Genomic DNA, 20,436 nt, shown 5'->3' on the forward strand with positions numbered 1-20,436 from the left:
TTACGGAAAATTCCGATAAAACAGCGAATTTCACCACTGAAACAGAAAGAATTTTCTAAAAACCGAGTAATTTCCTGAAATAACTGGAATAGGACTGGCTGACAGGCACCCGGTCCCCATTTTTCATGACGAGGAGAAAGGTGGAATGGGTATCAGGAAAGATTTCCTTGATATGATTAACATTTACAATGAATGAGCGGTGGCAGCGAATGAAACTGTCCTTAGGCAGCGAATACTCAAAATCCTGCAGCGAGTATTTATGGGTGCCTGAATGGCCGCCTGTATGTACATAGGTCTTCTTATCCTTTGCCTCCAGGCAGATAACCTCGGAAAAAGGAATCGGAATCCAGCCATCATTCGTTTTCATCGTCACAACCGATTTGCCGTCCGTCAAAGCCGGGAAAATCGCCGTTACACAGCCTTCCAGCTTCCCTTCATGCAAAAATGGCACAGCCATGCCGTGATACGGAACACCGAACACATCACGGTCTATAAACTCCGACACCCTTTGCTGTGTCCCTAAAGCCTTATAGGCGATGGTCCCTTCCTTTACCATGTCCCCCGGCCTGATTTTCAAATCGATGCGCTTGCTCGGCCTGTAATAAATATATTCACTCGTATTGGAAACCGCTATGGAAATCTCATCGGAAAACAGCTCTCCAATTACATCCAGCAGCGATACAACTGTAATGCTTTCCACGTTCTTTTCAGCACCTTTCATGATGATTGCTTTTTCTTATTTTACAAGTTTTCGGAGGGGGATTCACTTAATTTCTTATCATTGCCGAAAAGGCACCGGCATAGAATAGAGAAGGTTATGGGGTAAAGGAGGATGCTCGTATGCTGATTCGCCATCAGATGGTGGAGAAAAAAGATGTTCGGTTTTGTGATGAAACCTTTAATTTGGAACAGGCACTGCAGTTTTTAAATGAAACTGGCTACCGCTGTGTCCCTATACTGGATGCGGCACATACAAAGTTTGTCGGCAATATTTATAAGGTTGATATTTTAGAATACAAGGAGAATCATTCTTTGGATGAGCCGATTACGGCACTGGCTAAAGACCAGCAGACCATAATTGATGAGGATGACTCCTTCATGAAAGCCTTTTTCACGCTGAAGAGATATCCTTATCTTCCGGTTGAAAATGACCAGGGGCAGTTTGTCGGATTGCTGACCCATGCGGCCGTACTGGAGCTGCTGGAGGAAGCGTGGGGATTGAACCGCGGAAGCTATACGCTGACTGTGGGCAGCTATGGCACACAGGGAACATTGAAAAAGATAAGCAGTATTATCAGTAAGTACAGCGATATCCAGGGAGTCATCTCATTGGATTCATCCAACTTCCATGTCAGTCTGATCCGCCGTATCCTCTTTACATTGCCGAAGGATACGACTGAAGAAACCCTGGATAAAATCAAGAAAGAATTAGACGCAAATGGCTTCCGTGTGATCGGGGTCGAGTGTCATAATGGAGAGTGCTGATAAAGTGAAACTTCAATCAGTGGGGGTTTTCCTTATCCCCACTGATTGTTAGTCGCGTTCTAGTGTCGCTAAGATCTCCGCTAGCGCTTCGATCAATCGACACTACGAACCCGATTGGTTCAACTAAGCCTCTGCCTGCGCCTCGGCAAGTTTCACTGTATCTCACCAATCGGGCCTTTACGGGCAGTTTGACCCACACTTATCCTCCTTTGATTCCTCTAAGTCTTGAAGTGAGGGTCTTACTGCCCGTTAGACTGCGATAACAGATGAAAAGCCGTTCCTTGATGGAGCGGCTTTTTCTTACCTGTGATTCCTATGAAAGAATTCCTGATAGCCATAAATTATCCATGCGTAAGAGGTGAAGAACAGGAAAATATGTTTGGGCTTAAATTTTACGAGCTTGTACAAGTTAAACCTTTGATACAAGTAATTAAGCGGGTATGCAAACAGCAGATCCATGATGGCATTTACTGCCAGGTACTTCTTGAAACTGCCGAAGGTGAAATGGAAGATCCAAAGGGTCCCAATAAAGAATGGTCCCATTATGAAGGTTAGATCATTAAGCAATTTCTTGAAGTGTCCACCCTCCACTGTCCACCATTTAAAGGGGATGGCCAGTGTGCTTAAAATCAACACTAAAATACCTGCAAAAACCGAAACGGTTGAAAATTTATTGAATGACTTTTTAGGCAGAAAAACGATGGTCAGCCAGGGTATGACCAGGTGCATCAGCCTTATCACAGTTGTGGCTTTCATATAAAAATCCCCCTTCTTCCATATTATGGTTTAGGAGGATTTGAATTATTCTCCATTTTTTTATTAAACAGCTGATTCCATCTTAAACATTCCGTCCATCTTCCTCACGATCTCTTTTCCGATCTCTATGGACGCCGTCGCGGCCGGAGATGGTGCATTTAAAACATGGATGGAGCGCTTGCTGGGCACAATGAAAAAGTCATCGACTAATGAACCATCGTCCTTCAAGGCCTGCGCTCTGACACCGGCAGGCCCGGGTACAATATCATCCTTCTGAATGTCCGGCATAAGCTTCTGGACATTTTTCATGAAAAGCTCTTTGGATGCAGAGCGGATCATTTCTTCCACTCCCTCTTTCATATATTTCTTTGCAAGCTTCCAGAAGCCTTTATAAGCCATAACCTCCATCAGGTCTGCCACATTCAGGTCTGTCTTTTTATAGCCTTCCCTTTTAAAGCTTAGAACGGCATTTGGCCCCACATCAATAGCTCCGTTAATCATGCGGGTAAAATGGACCCCAAGGAACGGGAAGTTGGGATTTGGCACCGGGTATATCAGATTTTTGACGAGACTGCTTTTCTCCGGTTTGAGCATGAAATACTCGCCCCTGAATGGCACGATTTTAACATCCGTCTTCAATCCGGCAAGCTTGGCAATCCGGTCTGACTGCAGGCCGCCGCAGTTTACATAGTAAGCTCCCCTTACCTCTCCCCTGCTGGTCTGAACGTTAACTTCCTGAGTATTTTCATCAATAGCCAAAACTTTATGATTCAGCAGGATGTCCCCGCCTTTTGCTGTAATGATCTCCGCCATTTTTTCCGAAACCTGCTTATAGTTGACAATTCCGGCCATTGGCACATGGATGGCCTTTTTTCCGTTCACATGGGGCTCGATTTCATGCAGCTCCGACTGGTCAATCATGCGTATTCCAAGGCCGTTGTCCAGCCCGCGCTGATATAAATCGTCCAAAAGCGGCAGCTCGAAATCTTCGCTCGCGACAATGACTTTCCCGCAGATATCCACTTCAAGCCCATGCTTCCGGCAAAATTCTGTCATGGACTCACTGCCCTTTTTGGCAAGCCTGGCTTTATAGCTGCCAGGCTTATAATAGATTCCGGAATGGATGACTCCGCTGTTATGGCCCGTCTGGTGGGCCGCAACGTGGCTTTCTTTTTCCAGGATGGCCACTTTTGCTGATGGAAACCGGTTCAGCAGCTCCATTCCTGTTGACAGGCCGACAATGCCCCCGCCAATAATGATGTAATCATACATGATCCTCCATCCTTTCTCTTATTTATGATAAAGTGAAACTTCAATCAGTGGGGGTTTTCCTTATCCCCCACTGATTGTTAGTTGAACCATCGGGCCTTTACGGGCAGTTTGACCCCCGCTTATTCTCCTTTGATTCCTCTGAGTCTTGAAGCGGAGGTCTTACTGCCCGTTAGACTGCGATTAATCCCGCAGGCTTCTGCCAGTAATTCGATGATATGGACCACACGCACCTTGTCTTCAACCCCCTCGCGTTTAACCCCGAGGCACATCTGCAGATGGCAGCCAGGGTTGGACGTTACGATGGTATCAGGCGATATTTTTTGGACATGTTCCATTTTGGCGTCGAGTATTTCCATGGACTCTTTATAGTGAACAATATTATAGATTCCGGCCGATCCGCAGCACATATCCCCTTTCGGAAGCGGAACATATGTAATGCCTGGTATGCTTTCGAGGAGCTGAACGGGATCATCCGCCACCTTCTGCACATTTAACAAATGGCAGGATGGCTGATAGGTCACAGCACCTGAGAGTTCCCGGCTGAAATTGATTCCGAGTTTGTTCAGTATTACACTTACATCTTTATTCTTTTGTGCGAACACCCTGGCACGCTCTGCCCATTCCGGGTCTTCTGCGAGAAGGTGATCATATTCAACGAGCATCGCACCGCAGCCGCCAATCGCATTAACCACAAAATCAAAGTTCCCTTTTTCAAAAGCTGCAATATTTTCCTTCGCCAATTTCCTGGATGTTCCCGTATCTCCGCTATGATTCTGAAGTGCCCCGCAGCAGGTCTGTTCCTTGATTACGGTGACTTCGCACCCGGCATGCTGAAGCAGCTTGATGCTAAGGTCATTGATTTTGGCAAAAAACACATCCATAATACAGCCTGTAAAAAATGCAACACGGGCTTTCGGCTCGCGCTCTGGCAGAAGGATGCCTGTTCTCAGCTGTTTATTTGGCATTTCCACAGCCGGAGCGATCTCTTCAAAAGCCCTAAGCTGTTCTGGAAGAATGCTGAGCGCCTTGCTTTTGCGGGCAATCGAATCCATGCCTGTTTTCTGATAGGCCCGAAGTGAAGCTCTCATGGATGCGAGCAGCTTTTTATTGGGCAATGCTTTTTGCAGAGCCATGTTCTCCATGAAAGGAGCTGGTGCGTCAGCCCTCTTTACTTGCTTAAAAGACTCGAGGATTTTGCCGTATTGAACATTGGTTGGACATGCCGTCTCACAGGCGCGGCAGCCAAGGCAGAGCTCCAGCGATTCGGTAATTTCATCGATGGTTATTTTTCCTTCCGACGCCATTTGCACAAGATTGATCCGGCCCCTTGGTGAGTGCCTTTCTTTCCCCAAGCTGGCGTATGTGGGGCATGCAGGAAGACAATAGCCGCATTGGACACAGTCAAACGTTTCTTTATAGGCGAGCTGGCTAGTCATGGACTAACACCAGCCTCTGTCCTTTTGTCTCGGGAAAAATTTTGCCCGGATTCATAATGTTGTTTGGATCCCAAGCTTTTTTCATTCGTTTCATCATGTCCAAGCCCATTTCACCAAGCTCCATTTCCATAAACGGTGCCTTCATTGTCCCGATTCCATGCTCGCCTGAGAGGGTTCCTCCCAATTCAATTGCTGCCGTAAAAATCTCCTCCACCGCTTTTTCCACGCGCTTCATTTCTTCTTTATCCTGCTTATCAGTTATGATATTCGGATGCAGATTTCCATCACCCGCATGGCCGAATACGACTAAGTCGATTTCATATTTTGCTTTAATTTCCTGAAGCCTTCTAAACATTTCAGGTATCTTGCTTCTTGGAATGGTGGCATCTTCGGAAATTTTCGTTGGCTTTTTCCTGACGATGGCCGGCGAAACAAGTTTTCTCGCTTTCCATAGATTACCGGCAGATTCTTCATCCCTGGCAATGATGGCTTCTCTCGCCCCAACTTCCAGGCACACCTGCTTCACCTGCTCGCTTTCATCCCTGATGGCAATTGGATGGCCATCAAGCTCTATCAGGATAATGGCATCTACATCTGTCGGGAGCCCGATCGGCTGAAACTCTTCCACCGCCTGGATAGAAGCCTGGTCCATGATTTCCATTTTGGATGGCAGGATGCCTGATGTGAGTACCGCCGATATTGCTTTTCCGGCATCAATAATGTCATCAAAAATAACCATCATCGTCTGAGTGGCCTGGGGTCTTGGTATCAGCTGAAGGATGGCCTCTGTGATGATGCCGAGCGTCCCCTCGGATCCAACGATCAGCTTCGTCAGGTCATAGCCTGTAACGTTTTTGACCGTCCGTCCGCCTGTCCGAATGATGTCCCCTTCCGGCGTGACGATCTCCAGACCCAGAACGTAATCCTTTGTTACCCCGTACTTTAAACCGCGTGGCCCGCCTGCATTTTCAGCGAGATTCCCTCCAATTGTGGAAACATGGGAGCTGCTTGGGTCTGGCGGATACATCAGCCCATGCCGCTGTGCTTCACGGTCAATATCAGCAGTAATAACACCTGGAGATACAATCGCGACGGTATCCTCCGGGTCAATGATCAGCTTTTGGGTCCATCTGGAATAATCAAGGACCATCCCCCCGTGGACAGGGAGCGGACCTCCGCTCAGACTTGTACCCCTGCCTCTTGGATAGACGGGAATTTTCAGTTCATTAGCGAGCTTTACAATACCAGCCGTTTCCTCTGTCGAAACCGGCTGCAGGATGATCTCTGGAATATAGGCTCCAAATGAGCCGTCGTATGAATAAGAAACCAGGTCCGCTTTTTCAAGCAGAATGCGTTTTTCTGATCCCATGATGCTTTTAAGCCGTTCAACAATCTGTTCGGTAATCACAACGGCACCTTCTTTCCTTCCCTTTCGTTCACCTTCAATTTATTTGTCACATTCTCAAGATGAACTTGCATCGCCTTTGCTGCTTTTCCTTCATCCCGTTCTTTTATAGCCGTAAAAATGCTCATATGCTCCTGAAATACCTGCTCGCGCTTTGCCGGAAGACCCACGTTTTTCTGAAGGGAAAACGCAATTGCTTTCCGGTACAGATCATCGATGTTTTCCATTACCTGTATCATGAAGCGATTTTTCGTTGCTGCAATCAGGTGTTTATGAAAATTCACGTCAGCCTGGTCGCCAACTGCTTCAGGGTTCGTCAGTGTGATTTCAAATTGATCAAGCGCCATTTTCATATTTTTCAGGTCGTCCTCATCACGACGCAAGGCAGCAATTGCTGCTGCCTGTGTCTCCATAACCATCCTCATTTCCAATAGCTCAAATACCTGTTCCACGGGAATGTATTCAATCGCTAACGAACCAAGCATCTCTGCCATATTAACCTCTTTAACGAAGCTTCTGCCGCCTTGCCTGGACTCAATGATTCCGCTGGCAGATAACACACTCAATGCTTCTCGAACAGGCGCACGGCTGACGCCAAATCGTTTGGCCAGTTCATTCTCGGATGGCATGGGCTCATTTGGCGGGAACTTGCCTTCTTTTATCATTTCCTTCAGCTGATCCAGCACCTGGGCCGAGATTTTTTTCCGCTCGATTTTCATGGATGTTAGCTCCTTATATGGTGATTTCGACTGAACTGCTTTTCTTTACTCTGATGATATGGAAGAGAATCGCAAACACGCAAAGCCCGAATCCGGCAATATCCGTGATCATGCCAGGTTTAATAAGCATTAGTGCCCCTGCAAACATTAGGACTCTTTCAACAATCGTCAGCTTGGCATTCAGGTAGTTTCCAAGTGAACTTGCCAGGGCGTAAATGCCCAGTGTGCTTGTGATGACCACAAGCGCTACCGATAAAATGGATATCGTTTCTCCCTCTGCTGCCTGAAGCAGAATGATAGGATTATAGGCAATCATGAACGGGATGATAAAGCCCGGCAGTGAGATTCTAAGCGCTTCCCATGATGTCTGCATCGCATTGGCGCCGGCCAGTCCTGCTGCGGTATAAGATGCCAATGCCACAGGCGGTGTAATGTTGGATAATGCACCAAACCAGAACACAAAGAAGTGTGCCGCGATCGGGTTAACGCCAGCTTCTACAAGGGCAGGAGCTGCTGTAACGGCAACGACGATGTAAAGTGCTGTGGATGGAAGCCCCATACTTAAAACGATACAAGTGAGCATGACGACGATTAAAATCAGCCAAAGCTGACCGCCCGTTAATTCAACAATATTATAAGCTAATGTAGATCCAATTCCCGTCATGGTGACAACGCAGATGATGATTCCGATGGCGGCACAGGCAATCCCGACCTGAATCGTTCCTCTTCCGCCTTCAATGAAAGCTTCAATAGTTTTAGAGATCGTGATCCTAGAAGATTTATCTTTTGCCAGCCAGCTCGCAATGATGACCGCGCCGATCCCGGCAAATCCGGCAAACAGGGCTGTTTTTCCCATTAAGAGTGTGGTGATAACAACGATAATTGGGATAAGGAGAACCCCGCGTTCCTTCAGGATTTGGACGACATCCGGGATATTCTCTTTGCTGATGCCTTTTAGGCCTTGCTTTTTCGCTTCAATATCAATGGCAAAAATCAAAGCAATATAGTATAGAAAACTTGGAATGATCGCTGCCAGGATGACTGTCGTATAAGAGATTCCTAGGAAACCGGCCATGATAAAGGCCGCAGCGCCCATAATCGGCGGCATAATCATTCCGCCTGTTGAAGCAGCCGCCTCTACTGCACCGGCAAACTTTGGCTTAAGGCCAATGGATTTCATCAAAGGAATCGTAAAAGCTCCTGTTGTCGCAACATTGGCAACCGCACTTCCGCTCAAAGACCCTGTCAGCGCACTGGAAATGACCGCAACCTGAGCCGGGCCTCCGCGCTTTCTGCCTGCAATGGCAAGGGCGAGATCATTGAAAAGCTGGGTGGCACCGCTGACCGACAGGAAGGCACCAAAGAGGACGAACATGACGATGAACGTAGATGCCGTCGAAAGCGTTAATCCCAGCACGCCCTCAGTCGTCATATAAAGACGGTACAGCAGGCGTTCCAGTGAAAAGCCGGCATGTCCGAAGATCCACGGGAAGTAGGTGCCAAACAGGGCATATACAATAGCGCCTCCGCACAGGATAGGAATAAAGATCCCAACAGCACGTCTCGAAGCTTCAAGGAGAACGATGATCGTAATGGCTCCAAAGACATAGTCGATCATAATCGGCTGGGAGCCCCGGTCCACATGAATTGTTGTGTAATTCAGGAGCAGGTAGCCGAGACCTGCAATCGCAAGTGCCGCAAAAACATAATCAGGGGCTGTAAACCTTTTTTGATTGGAAGACTTTCCGGCAGGATAATAGAAAAAAGTCATTACCAAAAGGATGCCCAGGAAAATGAGGTTTCTATAAATCTCTTGAATATTGGATAATCCATTGGAATAAATGGCAAAAGCAGAAAACAATACAGCAATGATGGCAGCCGCTTTTTTGTATGGACCCTCCAGCAGCCGCATGCCGCCGCCAGCTTCTTTATCAAGATCAGCTGGCTGTACAATGGGTTCGCTTGTTGATTTTGTCATTCTTTTCCCTCCTTTATTTCGCTTCCGGCGGAATTAGATTTTCAGGTATATCAAGGCCTGCTTCTTTAAAATATCTGTAGGCTCCGGCATGCAATGGCACAGATACGCCATCAAGGGCCGTTTCCAAAGTCATTTCCTTGGCAGAGCTATGAACCTCATACATTTCATCAAGATTCTCATAAAGTGTTTTGGTTAGAATATAAATCGTTTCTTCATCCATTTCTTTAGTTGTGGATAATAGGTTTGGCTGAGCAATCGTGTTGATATCTTCGTCAATGCGAGGATAAGTGCCTCCAGGAATCACATAACGGTACCAGCTATCCGATACTGCATTGATGGCATCCAGCTGCTCATCAGTTACTTCCAGTATCGATGCTTTGACATTACTTGCATACATATCTGTTATAGCGGAAATCGGGATACCTGCCGGAAGGGAACCTCCATCCAATCTCCCATCACGCATCGCGGAAACCGTGTCACTGTAGCCCAGATACTCAGGAGAAATATCCTTTTTCGTAAGACCGAGACCATCCATCATCACGACTGTGGATTGCTCCGTACCGCTGGCCTGCGGCCCAACAGAAAATTGCGTTCCTTTTATATCGTCGATAGTTCCGCTTTTGATCTTATTGTTCATCAGTACGAAATGTTCCACATTGGGCCAGAGCATGGAGATTGTGCGCAGATCCTCATAGCGCTTTCCTTCAAAAGAGTCGTCACCTGCATAAGCTTGAGAAGATATTAATCCCTGAAGAATAGCAAGCTGTGCTTCCCCTTCACGCAGAAGTTCGATATTTTCAATGGATCCGGCAGAGGACTGGCCGCTCGCCTGGATTTTCTCACCCTTTAAATGGCTGCTCCATACATTGGCCATTCCAACCCCAATCGGGTAATATGTACCTCCTGTTGAAGCGGTGGCAACGGATACGAACTTTTTATCCTTGTTCTCGGCTGCTGTCCGCACGCCAACAATGGCAATAAAGACAAGTGTCAGAACCGATATGATAATCTTCCACTTTTTTTGAATCATAAAATCCTCCCTTTCCAGATAATTATGTAAGCGCTTTTTCGAACTTGTATTACAAGTATACAAGATTACGTGTTTTGAATTCAATTAAAATTCTGATTTTTCTTTTTTGTTTTGTGGAATTGGATGCTGGATTCCTTGAGAATACGGGGGTTTCTGAAGTGAAAATAGGAAAATTTACCTTGTAGGATTTAAAGGTTTATTCTATTAAGTTATATGGACGGCGGGTTCGTGCTTTCTTTGTTTAAAGCGGGAAGGGGTTCGGACTCTGGGTGCACGGTTTCGGCTTTCTCTGTCCAAAGTTGAGCCGGGTTCGGACTCTGGATGCCCGGTTTCGACTTTCGCTGTCCGAAGTTGGGCCAAATTCGGACTCAAACTCCCAGAAATCTTCTATCATTGTCAGAAGTGCCACCTGGGTTAAGACTGCTCCCTATAAAAAAAGGCCATTCCCCTTGTTAAAAGAAAATGACCTATCTGTTATAACAGCTTACCCATATAGTATTCATCGACAAATTCACCGTTTATCAAAAGCGAATGTTTTTTAGTGCCCTCAATCTTAAAGCCGGCCTTTTTGTAGAGTGCGACACCCGCCTGATTGTGGATAACTACTGTGAGTTCCAGCCTGTGGATTTCGTGTTTACTTGCCCAACAGTCAAGCTCTTCAAACAGCTTTGTGCCGATTCCCTGGCCTCTGTGTTCGCTGAGGATGCCTGCAACGAGATAGGCTGAGTGCCGGTTTCTCCGTGCAGCACCGCCAATGGCCATTAAGAAGCCGACCAATTGATTATCTTTTTCCGAGATGATGATAGTCGATTGGTCTTCTTTTTGTATGGCTTCTATTCTTTTTCTTTGTGCCTCGGCTGAGGTCTTTCTTTCACCTGGCTCGAAAAGCATGTATTCTGATTCGTTTTCTACTTGTGTGATCAAGTCGGCCAGGGCCTGGGCGTCTTCTGGTTTTATATCGCGGATGATCATGCGATTGCTCCCTTTTACTATTTTTTCATAAGCCCTTCAACAAAATGTTTCAAAACATGTACACCATATACACAGTCATTTAATGACGTCCATTCCCGCGGATTGTGGCTGATGCCATCCCTGCTGCGGACGAACAGCATGGCGGCCGGCACTTCGGTTCCGACGATCATGGTGTCATGGCCGGCACCGCTTGGGATGTAAACGGGGGTTATATCGAACTTCTCAAGCGATTCTGCAATACCAGCCTGCAAAACTTCACTAATTGGCAGAGGTTTAATTTTGGCATTCAGGTTCATTTGCACTTCAATACCTCGTTCCTCTGCAATTTTCACCGCTTCAGTCTTAATTAGATCAAGCAGCTGATCACGGGTTTCTTCAAAAATATCCCGGATATCCACTGTTAATATTACTTCCTGTGCAATGACATTAAAGCCATTTGGATGCACGTCCAGCTTGCCGACAGTGGCAACAGCTGTATCACTGATCTGCTTTGGAAAATTCTCGATGGCCGCTACAAATAATGAGGCAGCCACTAAGGGATCTCTGCGTCCAGCCATCGGCGTATTTCCTGCATGTCCAGCTTCTCCTGTAAAGGTAACCTCCAGCGAGGCTGGCCCTGCAATGCCATTTACCACTCCAACTGGCTGATTCTCTCTTTCCAGCACCATTCCCTGCTCGATATGGACTTCCACAAAGGTTTCGAATTCACGCCCGTATCTTCCTGCCTTTAAGCACTCTTCCGCACTGCTGCCATATTCGGTCAATACTTCCCGAAACGATTTGCCATTTTCATCATGCAGGCTATCCATTTCCTCCGGCTTCAGCTGACCCATAAATGCCCGGCTGCCTGTTAAGCTGCTCTTGAATCTCGAACCCTCTTCATCTGAAAAAATAACAATCTCGTACGGCTTCTCCGGTATGAATCCTGTTTCTCTCCATGACTCGGCAACTTCCAATGCTGAGAGAACCCCTAACGGCCCATCGAAGTGCCCTCCATTTGGAACACTGTCAACATGGGAACCGGAAGCGATTGAGGGTCCTGCTGTTTTGCCTTCCAATCTGCCGAATACATTTCCTGCTCCATCTTCAGTCACAGTAAGACCAGCGTTTTTCATCCACTTGATTACCAGCTCTTTCGCTTCTTTCTCTTCGGCAGAATAGCCCGGGCGGGTCACCCCGCCGCTGTCCATGAGGCCTATCCTTGAAAGCTCATCTAGTCTTGAGGCCAATCTTTCGCCGTTTACACCCGAATGAGTAAGTTCTTGGTCATAATCTTTTAATAACTGTTGATAAAGGTTCATGGGTTTCACTCTTTCTTATTTTTTTGGATACTGTTAATACTGTGAGATTATTGGAATGTTGACTCTGCGCGAAGTGACCGATATATAGGAAAACTGACCGATAAAATAGAATTTTGACCGATATATCAAAAAAGTAACCGATAAATTATTAATCTGACCGATAAATCTGTTAAAGCGGCCGATATCTTTAGAAACAGTGCCCAAATAATGACTTTATGCCTGATTCAGAGCAAAAAACCCGGCAGATATCCACCTGCCAGGCCGCAAATCATTAAATAATTCCCTGCATCCGCAGAATAATCTCGGCAATTACTGCAGATCCAATGAAGGTTCCGAAGAACACGAAAACTGCGACAATAATGCTTCTCCAGCCCAGCTTGGAAAAGTCAGCCCAGTTCTTTCCGATTGAGATGCCTGCATAAGCGAGAATCGGGGTAGCAAGAGCGAGGATATTCACCTGAGTTGTCCATTCGACAACATATTCAGATCCCGGTACTCCCGGAATGGAAACAATGATTCCAATAATTCCGATATATCCGACGCTCGGGATATTGCCTGGCAGCACTTTTTCTAGAATCAGGCCCAGCACACTGATGACAATTAAAACAAGCATGCCAGGAATAGCTGCAGACGGCAGGATATCGTAGCCTACCCAGTTTCCGATCAGCGCTGAAAGACCAAAAATCGCCAATATCAAAAACCATTCAGTGATATTTTTAAGCATGGATATCTCCCCCTTTGTCCGAAGCCTTTTTCTCTTTGCGTTTCATCATGATGCTGTACAGCTTCTCAGTAAGAGGCAATCCAATAAAAATACTGGCATACAGACCCGTTGAAAGTGAAAGCAGGTTACTGGCGCCTGCGAAGGCAACAATCTGCGCCTCCATTTCAGGGAAGGCAGCGACGAGCGATCCGCTGGCTGCCGCCATCATGCTGCCGCTTCCTACACCCGATGCCATCGCGAATGACAGCGGATGGAGCGGGGTAATGGTCGCCAGGAATCCGGAAATCAACCCCAGGAAGGCAGCACCAAACACAGTACCGAAAATATAAATAGCCATTACTCCTCTGCCTTCTGGCGAATCAAATCCGTATTTATTCATAATCAGCCCGACGTTCGGCTCCCGGCCAATCGAGTGGGTCATGCCAATGGCTTCTCTTTTAAAGCCAAGAAAAATGGCCACTGGCAGTGCAAATAAGATCGTTCCCAGGTTACCAAGTTCCTGCAGCAATAAAGATGGCCCCGCTGCAATGATTGCCTCGATTTGCGGCCCAATTGTTACGCCAATTTTTGCAATTAAAAGAGTAACCCCAAGCACGATGAGGGGCTCTGCATTTTTAGCCTGTTTTTCCTTAATAAGCGGAGTGAAGTAAAGACCCAGCCCCAGGAAAAAAGCATAAAGCATAGGCAGCAGCAGAATAACCCCTGCGCCTACTTTAAAGCTGATCTGTCCAATCGCTTCGGTAGCCGCAACCAGAACCAGCACAACGGCATGCAAGCGCCAATCTTTTAAAATTTCTGTCTTTTCATTTTTCATGTTTTCCCCCCTAGATTAAAAGATTACAAGATAGATCCGCACACAGCGGAAGAATCAAGCTTGCCCTTCCCTTGCTCCATCGCCTTTTCATAGATATCGCACACCAGCTGACCCAAAGGAGAGTCTTCGCTATAAAATTCGGCTGTTTCTTTGTATAAGTGAATATCCTTATTCATGTGCTCCAGGCTGAACAGCACATTCCCGTATGTATGCTGAAGGATATTCTCACCGAATACGGTCAGAACGCGATTATGTGCAGACCCGCTTTGAATGACTTCCGCCAGCTGAGATCGGCTGACACCTGCTTTCTCCCCCACTGCAAGGACCTCCCCCAGGCCTGCAGTCGTTAAAGCAACCAGCATATTGTGGCACAGCTTCGCCACCTGGCCTGATCCTGAAGGACCGAGCAGAAAAATATCTTTTCCAACACTTTCCAGGACCGGGCGAATGTCCGGCAAGTATTTATCGTCTCCCCCAACCATTATGGTCAGCGTACCGGCATCAGCACCCTTTGGTCCCCCGCTTAACGGACAGTCATAAAAATGGATGGCGTTCGCCTTTGCAGCCTGATTCAATTCCTGGGCTGTTTTTGGGTCAATGGTGCTCATATCCAGCACAAAACTGTGAGGCTTTAAAGCAGAAAAGACTCCGCTTCCACCCATCATAACATCCTTCACAATACTTGGTCCAGGCAATGAAGAAATTACTAGATCTGCCTGACTTGCTGCCTCGAAAGGAGAAGGCTGGGGAATGGCCCCCAGCGCCTCGCATTTCGCAAGTGCATCCTGACTTGGATCATAAGCATACACCTTATACCCGTTTTTAATTAAATTTTTCACAAGGCCCTTTCCCATGGCCCCGCAGCCAATTACGCCTATGTTTTTCATCCTCTCCCTCCTTAAGGTTTGATATAAACTGTTTTTGTATCAAGCCAGAAATCCAATGCCGTACTGCCCTGTTCACGCGGCCCGATGCTGGACGTTTTTTTGCCGCCAAACGGAAGCTGGTTTTCATAATGGTTGGATGGGATATTCACGTGCGTGACGCCTGTTTCAATTTTCCGGACAAAATCGAATGCTTTTTGAAGGTCATTCGTAAAAATGGCAGATGACAGGCCAAAGTCCGTATCATTTGCAAGCTCAATCGCCTCGTCATAAGAATCCACTTCCATCACAGCCACAACAGGACCGAAAATCTCTTCCTGGGCGATTGTAAAATCCTTTGTCACTTTACTGAAAACTGTCGGAGCAACGAAATAGCCATTTGCCATATCGCCATCTGTCAGCTGCTTTCCGCCATATTCAAGCACAGCTCCTTCTTCGATGGCGCTATTCACATAATGGAGATACGTATTCAATTGATGCTTATTAGCAACCGCACCGTTGTCATATCCTTCCCGAACCCCATTGCCGACTTTTACTTGCTTCGCTTTTTCAACTAATAACTCAATGACCTTTCGCGAAATGGACCGGGGCACAATCACGCGGCTGGTTCCCGTACAGCTTTGGCCGTTATTGTAAAATCCGCTGATGACCACACTCTGGACAGCCTCTTCCAGATTGGCATCCTCCAATATGACCGTCGCGTTCTTCCCGCCCATTTCGGCCTGCATTTTTCCGCCATGTGCTGTCACAAGCTTGCCAAGATGGATCCCCACATCAGAGGAGCCTGTAAATGAGACTGCCTTAATTTCCGGATTGGTTCCAAGCTCTTCTCCTACGACAGAACCCGGGCCCGTGATCATATTCAGCACGCCCGCTGGCATTCCAGCCTTTTCGAACAGCTCGACTACCTTCACTGCGATAAAAGACGTGTCACTTGCGGCCTTATAGATGATCGTATTTCCCGCAAGCATGGAAGGTGCAATTTTATAAATGGCGATTCCGAGCGGAAAATTAAATGGCGTAACGACAGCCACCACTCCCAGCGGCTCCTGAATCGTGCAGGCAAAGGTTTTCGGATCAATTGCAGGCACAGTTTCACCTGAAATCCGGTTAGCCTCACCGCTGAAATGCTTTAGAGCCTGAACCGTTGCATCCACTTCCTTTCGGGCTGCCTCGATCGTTTTGCCTACTTCCTTCGTAATAATTTCTGCTAATTCCTCTTTTTCCTGCTGGATGAGAAAGATCAGTTTAAAAAGGATGTCCCCCCGGCTGATTGGAGATGTATTTTTCCATTCGGGAAATGCTCTCTTTGCACTCTCGACTGCTTTTTGCACATCAATCTCATTCGATTTCTGAAAGTAACCCAGTACCTCGTCTGTATGGGCAGGATTCAAACTGGAATACGTTTCCCCTGTCACAGAAGGAACCCATTCCCCGCCAATATAATTGTAAAAAGTTTCTGCACCAGCATTCCCTTCCACAGTTTTCTGGCTATTAATCTCTGTACTCATCCAATCTCCCCTTATCCTTTTAAGTTGAGATTATTATAATATTTAGAATATTCCATGTACACGTGCCGATAGACAAATATTCCTCCCATTCTTTGTGGCAATCCCTAATTAAGGATTTAAAAAGTCGAAAATCTGGAAGGCCAGGACCACTGTAATCCAATCTTCTTTCCGGGAAAAATCCAGCTGCAGCTCGCTCTCGATTTTTTTCAGCCGGTATGCAAGGGTATTGGGATGGATATGCATCTCTTCTGCTGTTTGTTTATGGCTTTGATTATTTGCCAGAAAGGCTTGCATCGTTTTTAAATATTCAGGCTCCATTCTTAAAAGAGGGCCTATTTTATCGGAGACAAATTTATTCAGCAAACTGCGGTCGGTGTTGAGCCACAGTCTTTCAGCACCAAGCTCAGAATAAGTGATGAAGGTTTTGTGCTGATGGTTTTTAGCAAATGATAAAGCTTCGGCAGCTTCCTGATAAGTATCTGTCATATCTGTTAGAGCAACCTCTCTGCCCAAACCAATGATAGCTCTGCTCACTTTTTTCTGAATATCAGCAGCTAGAAACTGGTCATACTTTTTTCGTCCATTCACCAGGAGAGCAATGATCTGGTTTGATTTCGTAAAAACGATTGAGGTTTCACAGTATTTATTCAGGGTCTGCTCGATTGACAGGATAAGCTTTTCTTTCTGAAGGATGGAAGCAGCATCCCATAGAAATCCAGACTTGCAGTCCACCATCATACAGGAGATGCTGCTTTTCTCATTCATGCGAAACTTTTCCAGAATCCTTGCATTCAGACGTCCGCCATTAATCAAATCATGAAAGACCTCTTCTCTTAGGTGCATCTCTTTTTCAAAAAGCGTATTCTGCCTGACAAACTCCAGTGACAAAGCCGTTGAAGCGTGTTCAAGAGCAGCCTTCTGTATATTTGTCAAACGTTCAACTGGCTTATCAAGGAGAAAATATCCGAAGAGTTCGTTGGAGTTTATGATCGGGAAAGAACTGGATGGATTTATTGGTGACTCTGCAAAGATTACAGAGGAGCCCAATATGTGACTGATCGTATCCAGGATATAGGAAGTTCCCCTCCCCTCCAGCAGAATCTTCGTGAATTTCCGGTGGATTTCAAGGGATTGGCTCAGTTCCTCATTTTTCCGCCTCACTTCTTCGTAAAGCTTCGAGTTCATGATAGCAATAGCCGCCTGGTCTGCCACCACCTCCAGCACTTGAAAGTCGGCTTCAATAAACTGTACATCCTTGTCGAAGTTATCCACCACAAGCACACCAATACAATTCTCCTTATAAACCAATGGGACGACGATACCGCTCTTCACTTCACGTCGGTAGACTCCATTAAAAAAATGAACATAATTTGTCTCAGACATACGGCTCATATGCTCCCTGAACTCATTTCCTGATGCAATTAGGCCCTTTTTAGTCAGAAATACCTGCCCCGTCAAGGATTCACCCGGCTCAAACTTCACCTGGCTCATAAAGCCTGTCTCCACCCCAACCCCGCTGGAAAAATGCAATAATCCATCTTCCTTTAATGTGTAAAGAATGGTTGTGTCAGCATGATCTACTAAATCAAAGGCTGCTTGTACCAGCCTCTTTAGTATCTCCTCCAGTTCAAGAGACTGGGTTAAACTGCGATTAATTTCCAGGAGGCTTGAGATCTTATCCTGCATGATGGTCATAGCAGTTCTCCTTTCTAATAGGCTGGTGAATGTCATACAATCTATTATTGTTCAACCTATCTATTTTTCTGACAAACTATCCTTTTTCAATTAACTGCCTCTCTATTGTCCGCGCCAATATCGCCCCCGCAACAAGTCCCCAAACAGGAGCGCTTATATGAAGAAAGCTCACGCCTGATAAAGTGACGATGAAGGCTGCGAGGGCACTTAGCCTGTACCGGTTTCCGGAAAAGCCCGTTTGCAGGCTGGAATGGAGGACGCCAATCAGGGCGAACCCGGCGAGCAGTGAGACAAATGCCTGCGGAAGCGACTGGATAAAGGGCACGATTTTCCAGGCGAATATCCCAAACACAATCGTAATTACACCTGACACCACTGCTCCCATATACCTTTTCTCCCTGGGCCCTGAATCCGGTCCGGCACAGATGGCGCTCATCATGCCGGCGATATTGGCACACTGTCCGCCAAAGAAGCTGGTGATTACGGAGAAGACGCCGCTTGATGAGACGATTTTCCGAATAGGGGGCTTGAAATCTTCGCTTTCCAATGCCCCGATTCCTGGTGCTGCATCATTGCTCAGAATCAGCATCGCGAGCGGGAGGGCAATGGTTACAATCCCCATCCAGCTGAATTCGGGCATCTGAAGAGACGGCAGAAAATACGCTATCTCTTTGGCCGGATGTACATCGGCTGTCAAAAACAATGCGGCAAAGGCGGCCGCAACTGCTGCGAGCACAGGAGGGAACTTTTTCACATATCTCGTAAAAAGCAGAAAACTGACTAACGCCGCTCCTCCGACAACAGGCATTTCCTGTATGGCAGGCACGAGCTTCACAACATACCCGGCAACGAGCCCGCCAAGCATGGAGGCAATGACTTCTTTCGGCACCCAGCCAATGATTTTTGTAAACAGACCTGAAATGCCTACCAGTAAAATCAGCAGCCCGGACATTACATACCCGCCAATCAGCTCAGGATACGAGTATTGCGCAGTCACCGTCGCCAGAAATGCTGCACCTGTAATCGAATGCCCCCCAGTAATCGGAATACGATATAGAAGCGGCATGAGGATGCTGTAGACACCACCGAAAAAATAAACCGCAAACATCCAGTTAATCGTCTGCTGATTCGTGAATCCACCTGCTGATGCTGCCTGCAGGATGATCAGGGCCGGCCCCGTCATGACCAGCGTACTTGCAATGATTCCCGATGATATGTTTTCAGCATTTAAATCCCTTATAAAGGAACCCTTTTGTTCCGCCTGACTGTATCCGTTATGCCTCTCCTTCGGCAAACCCATTTTTTCTGCCCCCGACTTTCGAATATTTTACTTACTATCATGATTTTAAACGGGGTAATTGTCAAACTATTTAGTTTTCAGAAACAAAAAAAAGAAATACCCTCTCAAGGATATTTCTCTGTTTCGACAAATTTCGGGTGGTGCCTGTCACCCTATATGAGATTTCTGCGTTCTTCCATTTGCGGGGGTTCTTCCATCCAGCCGTTTTGGATCATGATTTTGGCGCCGCGGTGGGCGTATTCGAATATGTCTTTTGTAAAGATGGCGGCTTTGGCCGGAATGTCGTTTCTTAAACTGAAGGCTGTTCCAATGGCATTTTTTCCGATCGAAAAGCTGCAAAACAGGCTGATGCAGTACATCATGAGCTTATCGGAGAACGGGGCAGCAGTAGAACGGGTAGCTTGGCCGCCTGGACCAAGGGGGGTTTGAATTCCATCTTCCAGCAGCATGTCCGTGAATTCGCTAATAATCCCTTTTGCCAGTTCCACGCCTTCTGAAAAAAACTTCCTTACTTCTTTTTCCTGGGCACATTGTGCAAAGCCCGTAATCATCTGCATGCCCATCATATTGGCTTCAATCGTAAAATATAACTGGCTCAGCTCAACCGTATTGATTGTCCGTTTGCTTCCCAGTAAGTTTGTACCCTTTAAATAATTTGTATCCTTTACAAATTCAACTTTTTCAGGCATGGTCACAAAAGGCGCACGGATCAGCAGACCTTTTCCCAGTAAGTATTGGGTGCATTTTTTGGAATATTCCTGGGTCATGGCGGTAAGCTCTCTATACAGTAAGATGATATCTTCCCGGTAAGACATGCTTAAATGCAGAGTGTGCAGCCCCATGCTGATCGATTTCATGAGACGCACAAACATGATATCAAACCCGTTGGCGAATAGGGCCGGAGCATCAGGCACAACATCCTGTTCGGTAAATCCGACAGGAATGGCCGCACCTTCTTCCTTTAATATTTGAGCAATCTTTTGAATAACAACCTGAACTTCTCCTCTTAAATCGGCCATGATTTTCTTGGCCTCTTCTTCTTCCGCTTTTTCAATAAAGTAATCGAGCATTCTAAATAACATGGTTTTCTGCTGATATGTCATCCAGAGTGTAGCCAGTTCATTAGACGTAATTGGTGGTCTTTCAGGCATGAT

The 20,436-nt window shown here is 46.5% G+C and carries 18 protein-coding genes; 1 reads left to right on the top strand and 17 read right to left on the bottom strand.

Annotated elements, in window-relative coordinates; all coding sequences use genetic code 11:
- Nucleotides 1-55: 55 nt before the first annotated feature.
- Nucleotides 56-721: a LytTR family DNA-binding domain-containing protein gene (locus AC3WTL_RS15005; RefSeq protein ID WP_435869262.1), complete on the bottom strand. Its 666-nt coding sequence runs from the start codon at nucleotides 719-721 to the stop codon at nucleotides 56-58.
- A 119-nt stretch (nucleotides 722-840) separates the two neighbouring features.
- On the opposite strand from AC3WTL_RS15005, the gene cbpA reads away from it, so the two are divergent.
- Nucleotides 841-1,485 (top strand): cyclic di-AMP binding protein CbpA, encoded by a 645-nt coding sequence (gene cbpA / locus AC3WTL_RS15010; protein WP_252220926.1) that lies wholly within the window; start codon nucleotides 841-843, stop codon nucleotides 1,483-1,485.
- Nucleotides 1,486-1,785: 300 nt separating this feature from the next.
- Here cbpA and AC3WTL_RS15015 read toward each other — a convergent pair whose 3' ends face one another.
- From AC3WTL_RS15015 to AC3WTL_RS15090, 16 genes are all read right to left on the bottom strand, one after another.
- Complete coding sequence (locus AC3WTL_RS15015; protein ID WP_492369681.1) at nucleotides 1,786-2,241, bottom strand: hypothetical protein; 456 nt, start codon at nucleotides 2,239-2,241, stop codon at nucleotides 1,786-1,788.
- A 63-nt stretch (nucleotides 2,242-2,304) separates the two neighbouring features.
- Nucleotides 2,305-3,513: an L-2-hydroxyglutarate oxidase gene (gene lhgO / locus AC3WTL_RS15020; RefSeq protein ID WP_252220923.1), complete on the bottom strand. Its 1,209-nt coding sequence runs from the start codon at nucleotides 3,511-3,513 to the stop codon at nucleotides 2,305-2,307.
- 119 nt (nucleotides 3,514-3,632) lie between these two features.
- A complete protein-coding gene (locus tag AC3WTL_RS15025) occupies nucleotides 3,633-4,949 on the bottom strand; it encodes a (Fe-S)-binding protein (protein ID WP_492369682.1) in 1,317 nt (438 codons plus the stop codon).
- Nucleotides 4,942-6,357 carry an FAD-binding oxidoreductase gene (locus AC3WTL_RS15030; RefSeq protein ID WP_082139014.1) on the bottom strand — a complete coding sequence of 472 codons (1,416 nt, stop codon included), beginning with the start codon at nucleotides 6,355-6,357 and terminating at the stop codon, nucleotides 4,942-4,944. The genes AC3WTL_RS15025 and AC3WTL_RS15030 overlap by 8 nt, the downstream gene beginning before the upstream one ends.
- On the bottom strand, nucleotides 6,354-7,073 hold the full coding sequence (locus tag AC3WTL_RS15035) for a FadR/GntR family transcriptional regulator (RefSeq protein WP_252220921.1): 720 nt from the start codon (nucleotides 7,071-7,073) through the stop codon (nucleotides 6,354-6,356). Before AC3WTL_RS15035 ends, AC3WTL_RS15030 begins: the two co-directional genes overlap by 4 nt.
- Nucleotides 7,074-7,086: 13 nt before the next feature.
- A complete protein-coding gene (locus tag AC3WTL_RS15040) occupies nucleotides 7,087-9,051 on the bottom strand; it encodes a TRAP transporter permease (RefSeq protein WP_048010777.1) in 1,965 nt (654 codons plus the stop codon).
- Between the two features lie 13 nt (nucleotides 9,052-9,064).
- On the bottom strand, nucleotides 9,065-10,081 hold the full coding sequence (locus AC3WTL_RS15045; RefSeq protein WP_252220920.1) for a TAXI family TRAP transporter solute-binding subunit: 1,017 nt from the start codon (nucleotides 10,079-10,081) through the stop codon (nucleotides 9,065-9,067).
- A 474-nt stretch (nucleotides 10,082-10,555) separates the two neighbouring features.
- On the bottom strand, nucleotides 10,556-11,053 hold the full coding sequence (locus tag AC3WTL_RS15050; RefSeq protein ID WP_222498386.1) for a GNAT family N-acetyltransferase: 498 nt from the start codon (nucleotides 11,051-11,053) through the stop codon (nucleotides 10,556-10,558).
- Nucleotides 11,054-11,070: 17 nt separating this feature from the next.
- Nucleotides 11,071-12,354 (bottom strand): M20 family metallo-hydrolase, encoded by a 1,284-nt coding sequence (locus tag AC3WTL_RS15055; protein ID WP_252220919.1) that lies wholly within the window; start codon nucleotides 12,352-12,354, stop codon nucleotides 11,071-11,073.
- Nucleotides 12,355-12,625: 271 nt separating this feature from the next.
- A complete protein-coding gene (locus AC3WTL_RS15060; protein ID WP_048010782.1) occupies nucleotides 12,626-13,078 on the bottom strand; it encodes a hypothetical protein in 453 nt (150 codons plus the stop codon).
- The gene (locus tag AC3WTL_RS15065) at nucleotides 13,071-13,892 is read right to left on the bottom strand and encodes a DUF3100 domain-containing protein (RefSeq protein WP_048010783.1); all 822 of its coding nucleotides are present in this window, start codon (nucleotides 13,890-13,892) and stop codon (nucleotides 13,071-13,073) included. The genes AC3WTL_RS15060 and AC3WTL_RS15065 overlap by 8 nt, the downstream gene beginning before the upstream one ends.
- A 23-nt stretch (nucleotides 13,893-13,915) precedes the next feature.
- The gene (locus AC3WTL_RS15070) at nucleotides 13,916-14,779 is read right to left on the bottom strand and encodes an NAD(P)-dependent oxidoreductase (protein ID WP_252220917.1); all 864 of its coding nucleotides are present in this window, start codon (nucleotides 14,777-14,779) and stop codon (nucleotides 13,916-13,918) included.
- A gap of 11 nt (nucleotides 14,780-14,790) precedes the next feature.
- Nucleotides 14,791-16,287, bottom strand: a complete 1,497-nt coding sequence (locus tag AC3WTL_RS15075; RefSeq protein ID WP_492369683.1) for an aldehyde dehydrogenase family protein — start codon at nucleotides 16,285-16,287, stop codon at nucleotides 14,791-14,793.
- 108 nt (nucleotides 16,288-16,395) lie between these two features.
- The gene (locus AC3WTL_RS15080; protein ID WP_252220914.1) at nucleotides 16,396-17,982 is read right to left on the bottom strand and encodes a helix-turn-helix domain-containing protein; all 1,587 of its coding nucleotides are present in this window, start codon (nucleotides 17,980-17,982) and stop codon (nucleotides 16,396-16,398) included.
- A 76-nt stretch (nucleotides 17,983-18,058) separates the two neighbouring features.
- On the bottom strand, nucleotides 18,059-19,282 hold the full coding sequence (locus AC3WTL_RS15085; RefSeq protein ID WP_252220913.1) for a benzoate/H(+) symporter BenE family transporter: 1,224 nt from the start codon (nucleotides 19,280-19,282) through the stop codon (nucleotides 18,059-18,061).
- Between the two features lie 152 nt (nucleotides 19,283-19,434).
- Nucleotides 19,435-20,433 (bottom strand): DUF3231 family protein, encoded by a 999-nt coding sequence (locus AC3WTL_RS15090; protein ID WP_252220912.1) that lies wholly within the window; start codon nucleotides 20,431-20,433, stop codon nucleotides 19,435-19,437.
- Between the last annotated feature and the right edge of the window lie 3 nt (nucleotides 20,434-20,436).

Source organism: Cytobacillus sp. EB106-05-05-XG126 (assembly GCF_058791715.1).

Bases quoted from the DNA above. Each gene is read 5' to 3' on its own strand.
- AC3WTL_RS15050 (WP_222498386.1), bottom strand. From the start codon at position 11,053: ATGATCATCCGCGATATAAAACCAGAAGACGCCCAGGCCCTGGCCGAC.
- AC3WTL_RS15045 (WP_252220920.1), bottom strand. From the start codon at position 10,081: ATGATTCAAAAAAAGTGGAAGATTATCATATCGGTTCTGACACTTGTC.
- AC3WTL_RS15070 (WP_252220917.1), bottom strand. From the start codon at position 14,779: ATGAAAAACATAGGCGTAATTGGCTGCGGGGCCATGGGAAAGGGCCTT.
- AC3WTL_RS15060 (WP_048010782.1), bottom strand. From the start codon at position 13,078: ATGCTTAAAAATATCACTGAATGGTTTTTGATATTGGCGATTTTTGGT.
- AC3WTL_RS15035 (WP_252220921.1), bottom strand. From the start codon at position 7,073: ATGAAAATCGAGCGGAAAAAAATCTCGGCCCAGGTGCTGGATCAGCTG.
- AC3WTL_RS15005 (WP_435869262.1), bottom strand. From the start codon at position 721: ATGAAAGGTGCTGAAAAGAACGTGGAAAGCATTACAGTTGTATCGCTG.
- AC3WTL_RS15085 (WP_252220913.1), bottom strand. From the start codon at position 19,282: ATGGGTTTGCCGAAGGAGAGGCATAACGGATACAGTCAGGCGGAACAA.
- AC3WTL_RS15055 (WP_252220919.1), bottom strand. From the start codon at position 12,354: ATGAACCTTTATCAACAGTTATTAAAAGATTATGACCAAGAACTTACT.
- AC3WTL_RS15090 (WP_252220912.1), bottom strand. From the start codon at position 20,433: ATGCCTGAAAGACCACCAATTACGTCTAATGAACTGGCTACACTCTGG.
- cbpA (WP_252220926.1), top strand. From the start codon at position 841: ATGCTGATTCGCCATCAGATGGTGGAGAAAAAAGATGTTCGGTTTTGT.
- AC3WTL_RS15015 (WP_492369681.1), bottom strand. From the start codon at position 2,241: ATGAAAGCCACAACTGTGATAAGGCTGATGCACCTGGTCATACCCTGG.
- lhgO (WP_252220923.1), bottom strand. From the start codon at position 3,513: ATGTATGATTACATCATTATTGGCGGGGGCATTGTCGGCCTGTCAACA.
- AC3WTL_RS15040 (WP_048010777.1), bottom strand. From the start codon at position 9,051: ATGACAAAATCAACAAGCGAACCCATTGTACAGCCAGCTGATCTTGAT.
- AC3WTL_RS15075 (WP_492369683.1), bottom strand. From the start codon at position 16,287: ATGAGTACAGAGATTAATAGCCAGAAAACTGTGGAAGGGAATGCTGGT.
- AC3WTL_RS15065 (WP_048010783.1), bottom strand. From the start codon at position 13,892: ATGAAAAATGAAAAGACAGAAATTTTAAAAGATTGGCGCTTGCATGCC.
- AC3WTL_RS15025 (WP_492369682.1), bottom strand. From the start codon at position 4,949: ATGACTAGCCAGCTCGCCTATAAAGAAACGTTTGACTGTGTCCAATGC.
- AC3WTL_RS15080 (WP_252220914.1), bottom strand. From the start codon at position 17,982: ATGACCATCATGCAGGATAAGATCTCAAGCCTCCTGGAAATTAATCGC.